The sequence below is a fragment of the Psychrobacter sp. H25 genome (assembly GCF_059076335.1).
Genome location: NZ_JCACRV010000001.1, coordinates 1,207,400 through 1,227,530, shown reverse-complemented (window position 1 = coordinate 1,227,530; position 20,131 = coordinate 1,207,400). Strand labels below are relative to the sequence as shown.

The 20,131-nt window shown below is 44.3% G+C and carries 16 protein-coding genes; 13 read left to right on the top strand and 3 right to left on the bottom strand.

The genetic code is table 11. The features are described from left to right. Window positions 1-64 precede the first annotated feature (64 nt). A complete protein-coding gene (locus AC5JPO_RS04750; protein WP_493853417.1) occupies window positions 65-1,426 on the bottom strand; it encodes a two-component system sensor histidine kinase NtrB in 1,362 nt (453 codons plus the stop codon). Window positions 1,427-1,560: 134 nt separating this feature from the next. Between AC5JPO_RS04750 and rimO the strand changes: the two genes are divergently transcribed. From rimO to AC5JPO_RS04690, 12 genes are all read left to right on the top strand, one after another. Next, entirely contained in the window at window positions 1,561-3,156 is a 1,596-nt protein-coding gene (gene rimO, locus AC5JPO_RS04745) for a 30S ribosomal protein S12 methylthiotransferase RimO (protein WP_493852547.1), read from the top strand. Window positions 3,157-3,328: 172 nt separating this feature from the next. Next, window positions 3,329-4,054: a UMP kinase gene (gene pyrH, locus AC5JPO_RS04740; RefSeq protein ID WP_319050043.1), complete on the top strand. Its 726-nt coding sequence runs from the start codon at window positions 3,329-3,331 to the stop codon at window positions 4,052-4,054. A 98-nt stretch (window positions 4,055-4,152) separates the two neighbouring features. Continuing rightward, a complete protein-coding gene (gene frr, locus AC5JPO_RS04735) occupies window positions 4,153-4,707 on the top strand; it encodes a ribosome recycling factor (protein WP_319050044.1) in 555 nt (184 codons plus the stop codon). Between the two features lie 305 nt (window positions 4,708-5,012). Then, a complete protein-coding gene (gene uppS / locus AC5JPO_RS04730) occupies window positions 5,013-5,771 on the top strand; it encodes a polyprenyl diphosphate synthase (RefSeq protein WP_493852548.1) in 759 nt (252 codons plus the stop codon). Between the two features lie 174 nt (window positions 5,772-5,945). Continuing rightward, entirely contained in the window at window positions 5,946-6,755 is an 810-nt protein-coding gene (locus AC5JPO_RS04725) for a phosphatidate cytidylyltransferase (RefSeq protein ID WP_319050046.1), read from the top strand. Between the two features lie 159 nt (window positions 6,756-6,914). Then, a complete protein-coding gene (ispC, locus tag AC5JPO_RS04720) occupies window positions 6,915-8,123 on the top strand; it encodes a 1-deoxy-D-xylulose-5-phosphate reductoisomerase (RefSeq protein ID WP_493852549.1) in 1,209 nt (402 codons plus the stop codon). Between the two features lie 102 nt (window positions 8,124-8,225). Further along, entirely contained in the window at window positions 8,226-9,602 is a 1,377-nt protein-coding gene (rseP, locus tag AC5JPO_RS04715) for an RIP metalloprotease RseP (RefSeq protein ID WP_493852550.1), read from the top strand. 263 nt (window positions 9,603-9,865) lie between these two features. Next, complete coding sequence (bamA, locus tag AC5JPO_RS04710) at window positions 9,866-12,265, top strand: outer membrane protein assembly factor BamA (protein ID WP_493852551.1); 2,400 nt, start codon at window positions 9,866-9,868, stop codon at window positions 12,263-12,265. 138 nt (window positions 12,266-12,403) lie between these two features. After that, window positions 12,404-13,420, top strand: a complete 1,017-nt coding sequence (gene lpxD / locus AC5JPO_RS04705; RefSeq protein WP_493852552.1) for a UDP-3-O-(3-hydroxymyristoyl)glucosamine N-acyltransferase — start codon at window positions 12,404-12,406, stop codon at window positions 13,418-13,420. A 46-nt stretch (window positions 13,421-13,466) separates the two neighbouring features. Continuing rightward, window positions 13,467-13,994, top strand: a complete 528-nt coding sequence (gene fabZ, locus AC5JPO_RS04700; RefSeq protein WP_319050051.1) for a 3-hydroxyacyl-ACP dehydratase FabZ — start codon at window positions 13,467-13,469, stop codon at window positions 13,992-13,994. 176 nt (window positions 13,995-14,170) lie between these two features. Continuing rightward, window positions 14,171-14,950 (top strand): acyl-ACP--UDP-N-acetylglucosamine O-acyltransferase, encoded by a 780-nt coding sequence (gene lpxA, locus AC5JPO_RS04695; protein ID WP_319050053.1) that lies wholly within the window; start codon window positions 14,171-14,173, stop codon window positions 14,948-14,950. A 308-nt stretch (window positions 14,951-15,258) separates the two neighbouring features. After that, a complete protein-coding gene (locus AC5JPO_RS04690; protein WP_319050054.1) occupies window positions 15,259-16,611 on the top strand; it encodes a sodium-dependent transporter in 1,353 nt (450 codons plus the stop codon). A gap of 145 nt (window positions 16,612-16,756) precedes the next feature. Here the strand turns inward: AC5JPO_RS04690 and tgt are convergent, their stop codons facing one another. Next, the gene (gene tgt, locus AC5JPO_RS04685) at window positions 16,757-17,908 is read right to left on the bottom strand and encodes a tRNA guanosine(34) transglycosylase Tgt (protein ID WP_493852553.1); all 1,152 of its coding nucleotides are present in this window, start codon (window positions 17,906-17,908) and stop codon (window positions 16,757-16,759) included. A gap of 293 nt (window positions 17,909-18,201) precedes the next feature. Here tgt and AC5JPO_RS04680 point away from each other — a divergent pair, with 293 nt between their 5' ends. After that, window positions 18,202-18,861 carry an SOUL family heme-binding protein gene (locus AC5JPO_RS04680; RefSeq protein ID WP_493852554.1) on the top strand — a complete coding sequence of 220 codons (660 nt, stop codon included), beginning with the start codon at window positions 18,202-18,204 and terminating at the stop codon, window positions 18,859-18,861. A gap of 113 nt (window positions 18,862-18,974) precedes the next feature. Here the strand turns inward: AC5JPO_RS04680 and asd are convergent, their stop codons facing one another. Continuing rightward, a complete protein-coding gene (gene asd, locus AC5JPO_RS04675; protein WP_493852555.1) occupies window positions 18,975-20,108 on the bottom strand; it encodes an aspartate-semialdehyde dehydrogenase in 1,134 nt (377 codons plus the stop codon). Between the last annotated feature and the right edge of the window lie 23 nt (window positions 20,109-20,131).

The following is a 20,131-nucleotide window of genomic DNA, read 5'->3' as shown; positions in this document are numbered from 1 at the left end:
AATTGTTATTGTTGGTTTGGGATTGAGCGTCTTATAATTTAGCAGTTTTAGAGCATAATGTGTTCTACGTTTCAGCGATAGGCTGAGTAAAGGGCAGATATAGCGTAAAACGTGTTTGATTGTCACTGGCTTCTTTTGTAGAACTCACATCAATCATACCATGGTGGTGGCTAATGATATCTTGCACGATGGATAGCCCAAGACCAGTGCCTGCAGCACGGCTAGTCACCATCGGGAAAAATATCTGTCCAATGAGTGCAGGATCAATGCCTGAACCATTATCGGTAATGGTGATTTGCAATACTTGCTTGTGCTGCTGTCCTATAATGGTGTGCTGAAAGGCAACGCGAGTCTGGATGTGCAGAGTTGGCTGATAATCAGAATTTATATTGGCTTGCACGTCAGCGGATGATGCGCCCTCAGCGTCAGAGAGTTTGTTTTGTTGTAGCGTTTGCTCAAACTCAGTCATAGATTCACAAGCATTATTGATAATGTTCAAAAATACCTGAATCAACTGATCTTTATCAGCGCATAACTCAGGCAATGACAAATCATAATCGCGCTGTATAGCTATTTTTGGATACTGGCTGACGACTAAAGTCAGCACATGCTCTAGGGGTTCATGGACATTCAGTGTCTGCCAGTTTGGTAGTTGGTTGGAGCCAAGCAACTGCCCAATCAGATGTGTCAAGCGATCGGTCTCTGAGATGATGATATCAGTATAGTTGCGCAGTTTTTGATTCATTTTTTGCAAATCATTGTTTGTATCAGGGCTGATACTCGATGAGGTATTGCTAGCGGTAGCATCCTTGTTGGTGGTCGTGACATCACTGAATTTGATAAATTGTCGCTGCAATAATTGCGCGGCACCGCGGATACCTGCGAGTGGGTTTTTGATCTCGTGAGCGACTGACCGCAGCATATGACGGGCAACGGCATATTGTTGCTGCTGTCGCTGCTCCTCTGATATACGGCTTTGACGATCTTTACCCCACATCTCAATGATGAAGTATGACTGCTGCTCATAGATCACAGGCGTCACGCTATAGTCAACAGAGAGTAGTAGGTTGCCATTTAATGGCGTCTTGATGAGGTGATCATGGTCAATAAACGGTTGCTGGTAATCTTGCGCTTGACTAAAACGCTCTCTTAAAGAGCAGATAGGCTCGTCCAGATGCCCATTCTCACTACTGTCGCTATTATCCAAAGTGGCGCTTTCCTTGGGTTTTAATTCTTCAGGTGCCAATAGCGTTAAGATAGACTGATTGATTAACCTTCCACTGCTAATAGCCAGCAATTGCTCTGCTTGTGCATTTAAACGTGTAATCGATAACTGGTCATTAACCCATAAAATAGCAGTAAATAGATGCTGTGATACAAATGCTAAATCAGGTGTGGTTTTGGTAGTGATAAAATCAGCGGTCATGGATGTTACCCAAAAAATAGGATGTTTGATTGAATATTTAACCACAAATCAAGACTATAGAGCGGCAAAACTGGTGATTTTTGCAAAAAAAACGTACAATGCGCTCAGCCAATTTATCTCTAGCAAGGTCAGCCATGTCCAAAACTTCTACCGAGTCAGTGAATACGACAACGACAATCCCTACGTCAGCCGTAAAAGATACTGCCACCGTCTTTAATCCTGCCAAGCCAGCTGTGGCAAAAGAGCAGAGCCAGACAGATAGCAGCCAAGCTAATACTAGCCAACCTTATCATCATAAAGCCAACCACAATCAAAACCGCAGCATTGTCCAAAGTAGCCATGCCACTTCAGCCTCGACAGCGAATGCCACGGCTACGATGCCAGTCAGCGCTGCACCAAAGATTGGGTTTGTGTCACTAGGGTGCCCAAAAGCCTTAGTAGATAGTGAGCGTATCATCACTGAGCTGAGCCGTGATGGCTATCAAGTTGCCAGCGACTACGATGGTGCTGATTTGGTCGTGGTTAATACCTGCGGCTTTATTGAGTCAGCGGTTCAAGAGTCACTTGACGCGATCGGCGAGGCCATTAGCAAGAACGGCAAGGTGATTGTCACGGGCTGTCTGGGTAAAGAGGCGGATAAAATCCGTGAGATGCACCCTGCTGTACTCGCAGTGACGGGCGCACATGCCTATGACGAAGTAATTACGGCAGTTGCACAGCACGTGCCAAAGCCAAACCGTAGCTTGGATGCCAACTATGATCCAAAAATAGATCTGATTGATGAGGCGGGTATCAAACTCACCCCAAGTCATTATGCGTATCTAAAGATATCAGAAGGCTGTAATCATCGCTGTACGTTCTGTATTATTCCAAGTCTACGTGGTGATTTGGCATCGCGTCCGATTGACAATGTTATGAATGAAGCCATGGCGCTCAAAAAGGCGGGCGTGAAAGAGCTGCTTATCATCTCGCAAGATACTTCAGCCTATGGCCTTGATCTAAAGTATAAGACCAGTTTTTGGAATGGCATGCCGCTCAAGTCTAAATTTTATGACATGTGCCAAGCATTGAATGATCTAGGGATTTGGGTGCGCTTGCATTATGTCTATCCATATCCACACGTAGATAAAGTTGTGGAATTGATGGGCGAGAAGAAACTGTTGCCTTATCTGGATATTCCGTTTCAGCACGCCAGCCATCGTATCCTAAAAGCGATGAAACGTCCTGCGCACAGCGAAAACACCTTAGCGCGTATCAAAGCATGGCGTGATATCTGTCCTGATATTGTGATTCGTTCGACCTTCGTGGTCGGTTTCCCGGGTGAGACCGAAGAAGACTTTCAGTGCTTGCTTGATTGGTTAGTAGAGGCTCGCCTAGATCGCGTAGGTGCCTTTACGTATTCAGAAGTAGAAGGCGCTGTTGCCAATGATTTGCCAGATCATGTGCCTGAAGATATTAAGCAGTCTCGCTACGAGCGCTTGATGGCGTTGCAACAAGATATCTCAGCACAAAAACTGCAAGAAAAAGTAGGTAAAACCTTAATGGTATTGGTCGATGAGATTGATAGTGATGAGAATATTGCTATCTGCCGCAGTTATGCGGATGCCCCTGAGATCGACGGTCACGTCTATGTCGATGAGATCAACGATCAAGTCAAAGTTGGGCAGTTCCTGACTGTGACGATTGATGATGCTAGTGAGTACGATCTATTTGCCAGTTATCAAGGTTAGGCATTTGACAAGATATACGAGTGAAAATTGCCCAATGGCGGGCAGTTTTTGCTACAATTAGCGCAATTTAGCCTGTTTAATACGCTTGTCTTTAAGTGCAGCGTTGCGACCAAACTTGATTTGTGTTTTACCCATAATTTTCTTTATAATTTCATGATAATAAGGTGACCTCATGTCTGACAAAAACCCGCGTTACGCTCGTATCTTGCTAAAACTCTCTGGCGAAGCCTTGGCTGGTAGCAAAGACATGGGTATTGATACCGAAGTGCTTGATAAAATGAGCCTGTCTATCGCTCACTTGCGCGGATTAGGGGTTCAGGTCGGTATCGTGGTCGGCGGTGGTAACTTATATCGCGGTGCACAGTTACAAAAAGAAGGCTTGGTTGGCCGTGTCACTGGTGATCAGATGGGTATGCTAGCGACGGTAATGAATGGTCTGGCGATGCGTGATGCCCTTGAGCGTCGTAATATCAAAACGCGCCTGATGTCAGCATTGCCAATTGGTGAGGTTACCGAAAGTTATAGCAGTCGTAATGCGATTCGTTATCTCAAAAATGGTGAAGTTTGTATCTTCGTTGCAGGGACGGGCAATCCATTCTTTACGACTGATACAGCAGCATGTCTGCGCGGTATCGAGATCGAAGCGGGCTTGATCCTAAAAGCAACTAAGGTTGATGGGGTTTATGACAAAGACCCAAGTCTACACGCTGATGCCAAAAAATACGATGGTCTCACTTTTGATGAAGTGCTAGAGCAAAAACTTGGCGTGATGGATTTGACGGCTATTGCGTTGTGCCGTGAGCATAATGTACCGCTACAAGTCTTTGACATGACCAAACCCAATGCCCTGTTGAACGTCATCATGGGCGAAAACGAAGGGACACGCGTTTTTCATTAATTGATGTGGCACTGAACGCAGAGTTTAGCAAGCAGCTCATAATTAACACCCTAATAGTAAATAAAAAATTTGTCGATAGCGATAAATAAGGACACATAATGATTAAAGAGATTAAGCAAGACGGCGAATCACGCATGCAAAAAACACTAGAAGCGCTTGAGAGCACTTTTAGTAAAGTCCGTACTGGACGTGCCCATCCAGGCATGTTGTCAGGTGTCATGGTCAGCTACTACGGTTCTGATACACCGCTAAACCAAGTTGCAAGCGTAAACGTTGAAGACTCACGTACCTTATTGGTTCAGCCGTTTGACCGTACCATGGTTCAAGCAGTAGATAAGGCTATTCGTGAAGCGGACTTGGGTCTAAACCCAATGACTGCTGATGTGATTCGTGTGCCAATGCCAGCATTGACAGAAGACACTCGCCGCGACATGCAAAAACTTGCACGCGGAGAAGCGGAGAGCAGCCGTGTATCTATCCGTAATATCCGCCGTGATATGATGAATGACATCAAAGATTTGGCAAAAGAAAAAGAAATCTCAGAAGATGACGAGCGCCGCGCCAATGATGATATTCAAAAAATCACTGACAAATATATCGAAACTATCGATAGTCGCTTAAGCAAAAAAGAAAGCGACCTGATGGAAGTCTGATATTGATACACTTGCTATTTATAGCAATGCTCAATTCAATCGACTATTTATAATGTGACAGCCAATACGTGATAACTATTGGCTGTTTATTCTTGGATATATCGATATGCATTTATTGATCTATCCATAACTTTGTAGTGTTTGCCCACAACATGGCAGACTATAGATTAGATGGTTTAGTTTACAATCTATTAAGGGATTTTATCTCTCAATGACGATAAGTTTGTGAATTATTTACATGACGCTTTTTAATCGCTGCTGCACACGTTATCATTGTTTCACCTTAATAATAAGCAAGTTTGCCTATGTCCTCTCCAGCCGCTATTGCACCTACTGTTCTTCCTCATCATATCGCTATCATTATGGATGGCAATAATCGCTACGGTAAAGCCAATAAATTGGGTAAGGGCCAAGGTCATATCGCTGGTAAAAATGCGCTAGATCCTTTGGTTGAGTATTGTGTCGATGTTGGTATCGAAGTGCTGACCGTATTTGCGTTTTCTAGTGAAAATTGGCAACGTCCACCTAGTGAGGTCGCACTATTGATGCAACTATTGGCATCGACCATCAATGAGCAAATGCCGCGTATGCATAAATACCGCATTCGTTTGCGTTTCATTGGTGATCGCAGTCAGCTTAGTGAAGAGCTGCAAGCATTAATGCTAGATGCTGAGCAAAAGACCGCGAACTTTGAGGCCATGACGTTAGTGATTGCCATCAGTTATGGTGGACAGTGGGATATTGCCCACGCTGCAAAAAAACTGGCACATCAGGTGCAGTCAGGTGATCTCAATCCTGAAGATATCAACGCTGAGAGGCTTGGTGAGCAGGTACAACTGGCCGACGTACCAGCAGTAGATATGCTGGTGCGTACAGGCGGTGACTACCGGATATCTAATTTCTTGTTGTGGCAAGCGGCCTACGCCGAGTTGTTTTTTACGCCAACTTTATGGCCAGATTTTGTCCCACAAGAACTTGCTTCGATGCTTGCCGAGTTTGCACAGCGTCAACGCCGCTTTGGCAAAACTAGCGAGCAGGTTGTGACAGAGCAGCAAAGCCACTGAAGCACGCGTTATTGTACAAATTCAATGAGTACACTATAAGTGGTCAATATCGCTTGCTTGTGAAATGATAAACCGCTTTAATTAGTGTCACTGCTGTTATTGGGCGATAATCGACTAGCAACTACAATACATCTCTTGGCTGTATTTTCATCATCATTATAAGGCTCGATAAGTATGTGGCAACGAATTAAGACGGCAATTGTTCTCGTTATTATCGTTGGTATTGCAATGTTTGCGAGCCAAACACCTGTTTTATTTGCGCCGCTGCTAGCGGTTGGCGTGGTTATTGCGGCTCACGAGTGGGCAAAACTAATGCCGAAATGGCGTCAGCCGATTGTATTTGTGTTATTGGTATTCGTCATCACTGTATTGTCGCTTATGTTCAAGGTAACTTGGCTCTTCTGGTGGATTGCTTCACTAGTCATATGGCTGATGGCGTTATCTTGGGTCAAAGTATTCCCCACGCAGACCAAATGGTATGGTAAACAACTAGCATTGATGGGTGTGGTCATTTTGACAGCGTCAATCACAGCGATGTTTTATCTGTGGCAGCTATCAGCATGGTGGCTCCTTTACGTGTTCTTATTGGTATGGTGCGCTGACAGTGGTGCTTACTTCGTTGGCCGTAAGCTTGGTCGCCGAAAGATGGCACCCAATGTCTCACCCAATAAAAGTATGGAGGGCTTAGCTGGTGGCTTGGTTACCGGTTTACTGGTAGTGGTTGCGATCAGTGTGTTCCAGCTACAGCTGACAGGACTTGCGCTAATTGCTTTTGCCGCACTATCTGCAATCACTATTCTTGCCTCTGTACTTGGCGATTTGTTTGAATCAATGCTCAAACGTCGTGCTGATGTCAAAGACTCTGGAACTATTTTGCCAGGTCATGGCGGTATATTAGATCGCATTGATTCATTGTTATCTGCCACGCCTATATTTGCCCTTGGTTTTTGGCTGATACAGCAGCTGGGTTTAATAGTGGTATAAAATGACAGGGTCGCTTAGCTGGTTGTGTGAGTATGATACTCAAGCTAAGTGACTGTCTTGGCGAGCATCCCATAGACAGCCTTATTTACGATTACATCATTTTATAGTTTTTCATATCTTGTTTATTCTTCTTTTACTTTCTAAATATCATAGGCATCAATGGTTATGACCCAACGCATCGCCGTATTAGGCGCGACAGGCTCGATTGGCGATAGTACGTTAGCAATTTTGGCTGTGCAGCCACATCTCTACGAAGTCTACGCATTATCAGGCTACTACCGTTTAGACAAGCTGTTTGCACTGTGTCAGCAGTTCTTGCCAAAGCGCGTTAGTGTGCCAATGGCAGCGGTAGACGATTTTGCTAAACGGCTCAAAGCAGCAGGAATCGATAGTGATGTCGTAGGCGGAGAAGAAGGGCTAGTAGATATCGCCACTGATCCGCAAACTGATACTGTTGTTGCCGCCATCGTAGGTGCAGCAGGGCTGCCGTCTACTTTAGCCGCAGCGCGTGCAGGCAAGCGTATTTTGCTTGCTAACAAAGAGGCCCTAGTGATGGCAGGGCAAGTCATGATCAATGCAGTCAAAACGCATAAAGCCACGTTGCTGCCACTCGACTCTGAGCACAATGCTATTTTTCAATGTTTACCGCCTGCTATTCAACAAGACAACACCCAAATTCATGAGCCAGACCATGGTGTCCGTAAGCTATGGCTGACTGCCTCTGGCGGCCCATTCTTGCAACAATCATTTGAGCAGATGCAGCAAGCAAGTGTGGCCCAAGCGGTCAAACATCCTAACTGGTCAATGGGGCAAAAAATATCTGTCGACTCGGCCACGATGATGAACAAAGGACTTGAGTTGATAGAGGCCTGTCATCTGTTTGACTTGCCTGAAGACAAGATAAATGTGGTGATTCACCCACAAAGTATCATTCACTCAATGGTAGAATATAGTGATGGCAGTTTTTTAGCGCAACTGGGCAGTCCAGACATGAAAACGCCAATCGCTCATGCACTCAGCTACCCGAATCGTATTGATAGTGGCTCGCAGCCTTTAGATTTGTTTGCACTCAGTGGTTTAGAATTTATTGAGCCTGATCTACAAAAATTTGCCTGTCTACGTTTGGCGCGTCAAGCCATGCAAACTGGTACACAGGCGACTATTGTCTTAAATGCAGCAAATGAAATTGCAGTCGCCGCATTTTTGAATGGTCAAATACGCTTGACTGATATTGCAGATATTAATGAGCAAGCTTTGAATGATATACAGTTGCCACCCTTAGATGCCGCTGCTGATATCGAAGATATATTGGCCATTGATAAGATAGCACGTCACTTGACGGACAAGCTTGTGGCAAAACTGGCATAATTACTCCAAGTGCAGTTGAGCCAAACGATGGTTGCGATGGCAGTACTGATAAAATATGTCAATGTTAATAAAAGATGCTAAGAACCCTACTGAGAAAAGATCATGACGTTTTTACTAACGCTTCTTGCAGCAATATTTGTCTTAGGTCCACTCATCGCTTTGCACGAGTGGGGGCACTATATTGTGGCACGGATGTGCGGTGTCAAAGTATTAACATACTCTATCGGTTTTGGTCCTAAACTGTTTGGTTGGACCAGTAAAAAAAGCGGTATCGACTATCGTATCTCGGCCTTACCACTGGGCGGTTATGTCAAAATGCTTGATGAGCGTGAAGGCAATGTCGCAAAAGATGAGCAGCATTTGGCATTTAATCATCAGCATCCACTCAAAAAAATTGCGATTGTTGCTGCCGGTCCCATCATGAATTTTATCATTGCCATTGGACTTTTTTGGGTGCTCTTCATGACACCATCTGAGCAATTGGCTACTAAGATTGGGCAGGTACTGCCAGATACGCCTGCGGCAATGGCTCAGTTACCTGTCGGTGATAAGATTGTTGCGATTGACGGACACGATGTACAGACGTGGGAAGGTATCAACTATCGTCTTGCAGGGCGTATGGGTGAGACGGACAATGTGAGCATCACCCTACAGTCGGATACCCAAGCCAATCAGTCGACCCAAACCTATCAAGCTCCCGTCACCCAATTTATGCAGGGTGAAGCACAGGGTAAAGATGCGTTGACCAGCTTTGGGATGTTGCCGTGGCAGCCACAGATTGCGCCGATTGTTGGCGGTTTGGCTCCTGATGGCGCCGCCAGTCGTCAAGGTCTACAAGTAGGCGATCGTATTACAGCCATCAATAACGAAGCAATCAAAGACTGGATCAGCGCCACGCGTATCATTCGTGATAATCCTGAGGTATTACTTGAGTTCACTGTGTTGCGTGATGATAAGACTATTCAGCTACAGATCATGCCGCAAGGGAAAAAGGACAACATGGGCAACGACTATGGACAAATTGGTGCTATGGTAGACCAAACTGAGATCGTGATCCCTGATGCTTACAAAACCACCGTGGTCTATGGCCCTGGTGAGTCTTTGGTCAAGTCGTTCGAGAAGACTGAACAGCTCGCTGTGATGACGGTAGACTCTATGGGCAAAATGCTCTCAGGAATGATTGGTCTAGATAACCTATCAGGTCCGATTACCATTGCCAAAGTTGCCAAACAAAGCTTCGATATCAGTTGGCAGATGGTACTATCGACTGCCGCACTCATTAGTTTAAGTCTGGCGGTATTGAATCTTTTACCCATTCCAGTATTGGATGGTGGTCATATTGTTTATCATTTTATTGAGCTAATTCGTGGTAAACCACTCTCTGAAGGGGTGCAAATGGTTGGGTTAAACATCGGCTTACTCTTACTGGCAGGTTTCATGGTGTTAGCAATTGGTAATGACATCAGTAGGCTGTTTTAATCGATTAATTCGTAATATATTTGATAAACCACGATATACTAATGGTTTAGTGACTCTTATCTACTGATTGTTGCTATGATACGCAAGATATTTTGTGTCGCAGCCTCTGTACTAATCGTAATTTTTAGTTTATTTTGTGATGCATTTTATATAAAGTGTTCTGAGTCAGCCATGTATGGAGTTGCAACTTCATGCAAAACGGGCTAGATAACATATACTTTTTAACTTAACTTTAGCAAGTTTTTTATTGACGGATAGTGTTTATGCGTACGCCTTTATTTATGAGCGCGGCTGGGTTGCCGTTAGTTGTAGCAATGATGAGTATGCCAGTACAGGCTGCAGAATTTGTAGTCACTGACATCGGTTTCAATGGTTTGCAACGCCTAACCCCTGATAGCCTCTATCCGGTCCTACCTATTACGGTAGGAGATACGGTAAATGACAGTAGCTTGGCTGCCAGTATCAAGGCACTATATGCGACCGAAAATTTTGCTGATATCCAGAGCCGTGTCGAAGGCGGCAATCTAAGGTTCGACGTGGTTGAGCGTCCAACCATTGCTGAGGTAAACTTTGAGGGCAACAAACTCATTCCAAAAGAAGGTCTTGAGCAAGGCCTTGGCAATGCTGGTTTGTCAGTTGGTGATGTACTAAAGCAGTCAACGCTACAAGGCGTAGCTAATGAGTTACAACAGCAGTATATCAGTCAAGGATATTACAACAGCAATATCGAAGTAGATCAGACGGTACTCGATGGCAATCGCGTCAAACTTGATGTGCGCTTTATCGAAGGCAAGCCTGCCAAAGTGGTCGATATCAATGTGATCGGTAACAAACACTTTAGCGATGAAGAAATTAAAGACGTCTTTGCGGTAAAAGAATCGTCATGGACACGTTTGCTCTCAAAGTCTGACCGATATGCACAAGAAAAACTGGCCGCCAGTTTAGAGAATTTAAAGGCGCTGTACCAGAATGATGGTTATGTACGTTTTGCAGTAGATAATGCGGTACTAAATATCAGTGAAGACAAGCAGAGTGTGTTTATTGAAGTCAGTCTGACTGAAGGTGAACAATACCAGTTTGGTGAAACCAATTTCTTAGGCAAACCTACTTTTGATAACAATGAATTGAATGAGCTGGTTACTTTTGCACCTAATGAAAAGTACTCACAAGCCAAATTAGATGCCACTACTGCCGCGCTCAAAAGACGCTATGGTAACGAAGGGTATTATCTAGCCCAAGTCAGACCAGTACCACGTATTAATGACGATACCAAAATGGTTGATGTAGACTACTATATTGATCCTGCACGTCCTATTTATGTTCGCCGTATTAACTTTACAGGCAATCTAAAAACACAAGACGAAGTGCTGCGCCGTGAAATGCGCCAGCTAGAAGGGGCGCTTGCGTCTAGCGAAAAGATCCAATTGTCACGCACACGCCTTATGCGTACAGGTTTTTTTAAAGCGGTCAATGTCGATGTAAAGCCAGTGCCTAATCAGCCAGATCAGGTAGATGTTAGCTACACGGTAGAAGAGCAGCCTTCTGGTAGCTCAACGATTGCAGCGGGTTACTCTCAGAGTGGCGGTGTGACCTTCCAGTTAGATTTGACCCAAAATAACTTTATGGGTACAGGTAACCGCGTCAAAGCGGCACTTTCTCGCTCAGAGACACGTGACTCTTATAGCTTGGGCTATACCGATCCGTATTTTACAGAAAATGGCGTCTCGCAGGGTGTTAGTGCCTACTATCGTAAGACCAAGTATGATGATGACAACGTCAGTAACTATGTGACAGACTCATATGGTGCAACGCTAAATTATAGCTATCCTGTTGATGAAACCAAGCGTGTTAGTGCAGGTCTCAATGTTGACAACACAAAAGTACGTGGCGGTCGCTTCCTAGGTATCTCAAATGCTCAAGAAATTCTTGATGATGGTGGTACACAAACATTTGACGAAGACGATGATGGCGTTTCGACATTCAGAAATGACTATCAAACCTATAACTTATTACTTGGTTGGGACTACAGTACGCTAGATCGTCCAGTATTTCCAACTAAAGGTATGAGCCATAGTGTCGATGCCACTATCGGTTTGGGCGACGCAAATTATCAAAAACTTGTGTATAGCGGCAACGTATATTATCCGCTATATAAAGATGTAGTCGCACGTGGTTACACCAAGCTTGGCTATGGTAACGATTTGCCTTTTTACGAAAACTTCTACGCGGGTGGTTATGGCTCAGTACGTGGTTATGAGTCGTCGACATTAGGGCCTAAGTCACAAGTTTATTTTGATGCTATTAATGATCCAGATAACCAAACCTTTTTAGCAGAAGAGGTTGGTGGTAATGCATTAGTTACTTTTGGTAGCGAGCTGATTTTACCGATGCCATTCAAAGGCGATTGGGCAGATCAAGTACGTCCAGTGCTATTTGCTGAAGGTGGTCAGGTCTTTGATACCTCTGATAAAGAAGACAGAACCTTTAATGATTCAGATGTACCTCTATTAACGCAAGACAATGAATTCCGCTTTAGTGCTGGTGCCGGTGTGACGTGGTATACGCCAATTGGTCCAATCTCACTCAGTTACGCGGTGCCTTTCAATGACAAAGAAGGTGATGAGACTGAAAAAGTTCAGTTCCAGATCGGTAATACATTCTAGATTACTAATAAAATCTATCTAACCGCGCTTATGTTTATTTGAATAGGTTAGAATGTCATTAGTTTCCAGTAGGTCGTCAAAATAACAATGTGTTTTGACGACCGTTTTATATACACCTATATTCTATTAATAGTCATTATGATAACGATTGAGCAACTTATCACTCGGATCGAGCAGCGGCAGCCTATTATCAATAAGGCTGATCTGGATGCTGATCAGTTATGTCGACCATTTGTCAGCGTTGGCAGTCTAACCACTGCTAGTGAGCAACAGCTCAGTTTTCTAGCAGACCCTAACTACATCTCTAGCTTGTCTACTAGCCAAGCAGGTGCCGTTCTAGTTACAGACTCGTATCGGGATCAAGTGCCTGCATCAGCCGTAGCATTGGTAGTATCAAATCCATACTTGGCTTATGCCAGCGCCAGTCAGCTGTTTGCTCGTAAGCTATCGTCCAAAGGAATTCATCCCAGTGCTGTCATTGCTGATAGTGCCATTATTGGCGATGAGGTTACTATCGGTCCTTTTTGTGTGATTGGTGAGCATGTACAGGTAGGGTCACGTAGCTCGCTAGAGTCTCATGTGGTCGTCGAAGCACATACTAAGATCGGTACGGATTGTGTCATCAAGCCACAAGTCGTTATCGGCCATGATTGCGTTATTGGCAGCCACGTTAGACTACATACAGGGGTGAGCGTAGGTGCTGAAGGCTTTGGGTTTGCACCTACCTCAGATCCTAGTACCTCGGGTTGGGAGCGTATTGCTCAATTAGGCCGTGTGGTCATTGGTAATCACGTGCGTATTGGTAGCCAGACTTGTATCGATCGCGGCGCTATTGACGATACGATCATTGGCAACCATGTTATTATTGATAACCTAGTACAGGTTGCTCATAATGTGCGTATCGGCGATGGTACAGCTATTGCCGCCCATACGGGTATTGCAGGTAGTACTACCATTGGCAAGCGCTGCATTATTGGCGGTGCTGTTGGTATTACAGGCCACATCGAAATTACAGACGATGTCGTATTGTCTGGTATGACGATGGTCACCAAATCCATAAAAACTGCTGGTTCATATTCTTCTGGCACCGCTGCGATGCCAACTGCTAACTGGCGACGTGCAGCAGTACGCTTTCGTCAGCTTGGTCGCAATTAATCTACACAATCAATCAATATTCAAAATACAGCAAGGAAGCGGCATTATGAGCAGCAACAACATAGATATCCCAACTGATGAAGATATCAAAAGCTTGGCTGAACAAGGTCTCAAGCTGCCACTAACGTACCAGACGATTAAGCATTATTTGCCACATCGTTATCCTTTTATGTTGGTAGATAGAATTGTCGCTTGTACACCTGGTGAGTGCATCACGGGTATCAAGAACGTGACGATCAATGAAGAGTTTTTTAATGGTCACTTTCCTGATGAGCCGATCATGCCAGGGGTACTGATGGTAGAGTCAATGGCACAGGTTTCAGGCGTGCTTGGGTTTATTAGTGCTGGTTTGACCGCAGAAGATGGTTATCTTTACCTGTTTGCAGGCGTAGACAAAGTGCGCTTTAAGCGTCGTGTCATTCCAGGTGATCAACTCATCATTCGTGCAAAAACAGTCATGCAACGTCATGGTATTTATAAGTTTGATTGTACAGTACATGTTGAAGATGAGCTTGCTGCCAGTGCGCAAATTATGATTGCACGCCAAGAGCAGCAAAAAATCAAAGATGCATAAGCGAAAAAGTGCGTATTCAATAAAAGTGCATAAAAAGTGATATCAAACCGACCATTACAATTATAATTAGCAGGTATATTTAACAATACAGCCTAGTATTAGCATCATTAATGAGGCTAGATGGGTTGTATTTGGCTTACTATTTACTCGTATTAAATGATACAAGGGTTCACACTATGAGTCAGATTCATCCCACAGCACTCATCTCCCCATCTGCGCAGATTGATGAGACTGCCATTATTGGTCCTTATTGTATCGTTGGTGATGAGGTGTCCATCGGCGCACATACGGTACTGCATCGCCACGTAGTAGTGACTCGGCTAACACGTATCGGTGCGCACAATCAGTTTTATCAGTTTGCAAGTGTTGGTGAAGATCCACAAGATCTGAAATATGCAGGAGAGCGCACTTGGCTTGAGATTGGCGATCATAATACCATTCGCGAAGCGTGCAGCTTACATCGCGGGACTGCTCAGGATGGCGGGCTGACTAAAATAGGGTGCCACAATCTACTGATGGTCAATACTCATGTGGCGCATGACTGCGTGATTGGTGATCATAATGTACTGGCAAATAACGTCGGAGTAGCAGGTCATGTGTCCATCGGTAATCACACAATTATAGGTGGTAACTCAGGTATCCACCAGTTTTGCACGGTAGATGATTATAGTTTAGTGGGCGGGGCCAGCTTGATTCTAAAAGATGTGGCTGCCTTTACTATGGTGTCTGGCAATCCAGCCAAAACCCATGGTATGAATGTTGAGGGAATGCGCCGTAAAGGCTGGTCGAAAGAGACTATTAACGCACTCCGTCAAGCGTACCGTGTGATTTTTAGGTCAGGTTTGACGACGGTACAAGCGCTCGAAACGCTTAACAATGAGCTACTGCCTCAAGAGCCAAAAATACAGCTCCTTATCGATTCACTACAAAACAGTCGCCGCGGTGTGGTGCGCTAAAAGGGTATTATGACTACTAACCTATGATGCCATTTTATATTTTTTAATTTGCCAAAAGGTTATTAATAAAAGATAATAGCGCCAAAAGCCATAACCAATTGTTATGGCTTTTTATATTTATGAATACTTGACTTTTTTAGTCGCTTAGCAGAAACTGAGCGTTTACGATATTGTAAACAATTCTTTCTTAATGTTACTGGGCGCTTCACATCGAAGTGTTTACTGAATAGTTCGGTAGTGGTACTGGCTATTTGTGGTGATCAAGGATGATTATCAGTGACGTTAATTTGAGCACGAGGACGGAAAAAATGGCTATCAACAAACAAGAACATGCACAGTGGAGCTCGAGTTTTGGCTTTGTACTGGCAGCAGTAGGCTCAGCAGTAGGTCTAGGAAATATTTGGAAGTTTCCATACATGGTAGGTGAAAGTGGTGGTTCAGCTTTCGTTATTGCTTATTTATTCTGTATCGCTCTGGTTGGTTTTCCTATACTGGTTGCTGAGTGGCTAGTTGGTCGCCGTGGACAAAAAAACCCAGTCAACACTTTTGCAGATGTCGCTGCTAGTGAAGGCAAGTCACGTAGCTGGAGCATCGTTGGTGCTACTGGTATCTTGGGTGGCTTTTTGATTCTATCGTTTTATAGTGTCATTGGTGGCTGGGCACTTAACTATATTACAAAAATCTCAACAGGTAGCTTTGTGGGTCAAGACAGCGATTCTGTCGCTGCAACCTTCGATGCTATGCTCGCATCAGCGGGTACATTGACGATTTGGCATACCGTATTTATGATCTTAACCGCGGTCATCGTTGGTATTGGCGTCACAAGTGGTATCGAAAAAACAGCTAAGATCTTAATGCCATTGTTGGGTGTTATCTTGTTCGTTATCGTTGGTTATAACGTGATGAATGGTGGTTTTGGTGAGGCAGTGGCTTATCTATTCACGCCAGACCTTAGCAAACTGACAGCTGACGTTATGCTGGCAGCACTAGGTCATGCGTTCTTCACACTATCGATTGGTATGGGTATCATGGTTGCTTATGGTTCGTACTTAGGCCGTGAAGTGAACTTACTAAAAACAGCACGTACGGTTGTTATTTTAGATACCGTTATTGCGTTGGCTGCTGGTCTAGCCATCTTCCCAATTATCTTTAGTAATGGTTTAGACCCTGCTGCAGGTCCTGGTCTTATCTTTGTTAGTCTACCGATTGCTTTTGGTAGCATGAGTGCAGGTACTATTATTGGTGCATTGTTCTTCTTGCTTATCACCTTTGCTGCTATCACTTCATCTATCTCACTACTTGAGCCAACCGTTGAGTTATTAGAAGAGCGTACCTCGATGAGTCGTACTGTATCGACTATCGTTGCAAGTACGGTAATCTGGCTATTAGGTATTGCTGCATTGCTATCGTTCAACCTATGGTCGGACTTTACTATCATGGGTAATGGTATCTTTGATGCACTTGATAAGCTTACCAGTAAGTTCCTATTACCTCTGACTGGTCTTGCTGCTATTTTATTCGTTGGTTGGAAGATGGATCAACGTGCTATCCAGCAAGAGCTTGGTTTATCTAATGGCACATGGCAGCTTTGGCAGATCGTTGCAAAATTCATTGCCCCAATCGCTGTTGTGGTGGTATTTGTAACGTCGCTAATGGGCTAATATTAATAGTGATTTAGCATTACTAAATCATCTAATGTTAAAATAGCGCACAGCAAAAAGGGCTTAAGATAATTCTTAAGCCCTTTTTCTATGTTTAACGATGAAGCTATCAACAATCAAAGCTATCAGTAATGCTTGCAACAGACTAACGTAAGTTCAGCTCAGGCACGGTTTGTCCACGTTTACTATAGAACTCATTAACAAACTCATCGAACTGATCTTGTTCAATGGCATCTCTAATCCCTTGCATCAAACGCTGATAGTAGCGCAAGTTATGAATAGTTGCCAATTGAGCTCCTAGCATCTCTTTGCACTTGTTCAGATGATACAAATAAGCACGGCTAAAGTTCTGACAAGTATAGCAATCGCACTCTGGATCTAATGGACCTTCGTCATTGCGATACTGGCTATTACGGATACGTACCACACCAGCATTGTCTGCATCGCCCGTCACAAAGTAATGACCATTACGCGCGTTACGAGTAGGCATAACGCAGTCAAACATATCTACGCCGCGGCGTACGCCTTCAACCAGATCCTCAGGCTTACCAACACCCATAAGATAGCGCGGTTTGTCTGCTGGCATATCATCAGGGAGGTAGTCTAGGACATCGATCATCTCTTCTTTGGGTTCACCAACGGATAGACCGCCAATAGCATAACCATCAAAGCCAATCTCTAGCAGACCCTCAAGGGATTGCTGACGTAGATCAGGATACATACTACCCTGTACGATACCAAACAAGGCATTGGTACTGCCCAGCCTGTTGTGCTCATCAATACAGCGCTGTCCCCAACGTAATGATAACTCCAGAGATTTTTTTGCTGCTTCGTGAGTCGCTGGGTAAGGCGTACATTCATCGAACTGCATGACGATATCTGAATTCAAGCTGTACTGGATCTGCATCGATTTTTCTGGAGAGAGGAACACCTTGGCACCGTCGATAGGCGATTTAAAATTGACGCCTTCTTCGGTAATCTTACGCATGGCGCCCAAGCTAAATACCTGAAAACCGCCAGAATCGGTCAAGATAGGTTTGTCCCAATGCATGAACTTATGCAAACCACCAAATTTATCAATCACCTCAGTACCCGGACGTAGCCAAAGATGAAAAGTATTGCCTAGAATAATATCAGCACCGATGGCTTCGATGTCACGTGGCAGCATACCTTTGACCGTACCATAAGTACCAACAGGCATAAAAGCAGGCGTTTGCACATCGCCATGATTGAGATGAACCGTACCACGGCGTGCACGCGTGTCACCGCTGGCCGTTTTATGTAAGACAAATTGCATATGATAACCGCTATGTAAGCTATGAAAATGGCGCTAATTATAGCATTGTTGGTTAATTTTTTGGACATAGATATTGAGTGCTATCCATATACGGTGGACGCGGTACTCAATAACATTGGCTATGGTCACTTTGTCATAACCAAAAAACACAGACCATACCTCAAAAGACACAGACAGTACGAGTCGTCATTGATAAAGTATCAATCATACTGGTGAGGCATTTAGCGTCATTAGGCTATATGTTAAAAAATTAAAATTTAAGAAACCATACTTTAAAAAACTAGGAAAATAATATGAAAAAGACAGGGTATTTATTATTAGCAGGCGGATTATTGTTGATATCGAAAGGGGGGATGGCGGCTGATGTAGAAGAGCCTGAGTACACGTTATTGGCACAAACAGGCGATTTTGAACTACGTCGCTATGATGAACAGCTCGTAGCACAGACGTGGGTGAGCGGTGACCAGCGCGCGGCAAGTCGTGCAGGGTTCAAAGTACTCGCAGACTATATTTTTGGTAACAATACCGCACCAACAGGTGGCAGTAGTAAGATCAGCATGACAGCACCCGTCACCATGCAGCCTAATAACAATGATGGGGGTAGCGACTCACAAAAAATAGCGATGACCGCACCAGTCAGTATGCAACAAGATGACGGGAAATGGCGCGTACAATTTACGATGCCTAGCAAATATACGATGCAAACATTGCCTAAGCCAAACAACCCAGACGTTGAAATTGTAGAAGTACCTGCACAAACGTACGGTGTGATTAAATTTTCAGGATTTACTGGAAGCGAAAAAGTAGATAAAAAGACACAAGAGCTACAGGATTGGATGCAAAGCAAAAATCTAACGCCTACCGGTGATCCTGAGTTGGCACGCTATGATGAACCATGGACACTACCGTTCTTGCGCCGCAATGAAGTCATGATCGCTTATGAGCAAAAGTAGTTGTTCTACTGGGTTCCAAATGAATATTACTATTTTTCCCTATTATCTCGATCATTAATCAAAAAAGACAGCCATTGCTGTCTTTTTTATGTCTGATTTTTTAGCTAATTGGTTTAGCTGTTTTGCTCACGAATGATGTTAAGCATACGGCGTAATGGCTCTGCTGCGCCCCACAGTAGTTGATCACCAACAGTAAATGCGCCTAAATATTCAGGGCCCATATTCAGCTTGCGTAGGCGACCTAGCGCAACAGTTAGTGTCCCAGTTACTGCCACTGGCGTTAAGCGATTCATAGTCGCTTCTTTGTCATCTTCGACTAAGTCCAACCATTCGTTGCCACTGTTCTTGAGCGCCGCTTCGATCTCTTCTAGTGGAATGTCTTTTTTAAGCTTGATCGTTAGGCCCTGTGCATGGCAGCGCATGGCGCCCACACGTACACACATACCATCGATAGGAATGGTGCTTGCGTCATCATTGCCCAAAATCTTGTTGGTTTCAACACCGCCTTTCCACTCTTCTTTGGACTGCTTGTTTTCTAACTGAACATCGATATAAGGGATCAAGCTACCTGCAAGTGGCACACCAAAGTACTGCGTAGGAAAGTCTTTAGAGCGCTGGGTTTGAGCAATTTTTTTATCAATATCAAGAATGGCGCTTGCAGGATTGGCCAGCTCATCTTGCACAGCGTCATGCAAGACACCCATGCCTGAAATCAGCTCGCGCATGTTATTGGCACCAGAGCCACTAGCGGCTTGATACGTCATTGCGCTGACCCATTCAACCCAGCCTTTATTAAACAGCTCACCGATGGCCATCAGCATCAATGATACGGTACAGTTACCACCGATAAAGTCTTTTTTGCCACTAGTTAGGGCATCGTCAATGACACTGCGATTGACGGGATCAAGAATGATGATGCTCTTATCTTTCATACGTAGGGTACTTGCCGCATCAATCCAGTAGCCACTCCAACCGCTATCACGCAGTGGTTGATGAACTTTTGAGGTATAGTCACCACCTTGACAGGTAATAACCACGTCACAAGCAGCGAGTGCGTCAATATCATGAGCATCTTTTAATTGACCGGTCTCAATACCATCAAATTTTGGTGCATCGCCACCCGCATTGCTGGTCGAAAAAAACACAGGCGTGATACCGTTGAAGTCATTCTCTTCTTGCATACGTTGTATCAATACTGACCCTACCATACCGCGCCAGCCTACCAAGCCTACTGTTAAATTACTCATGAAATTCAATCCTATTTACAATT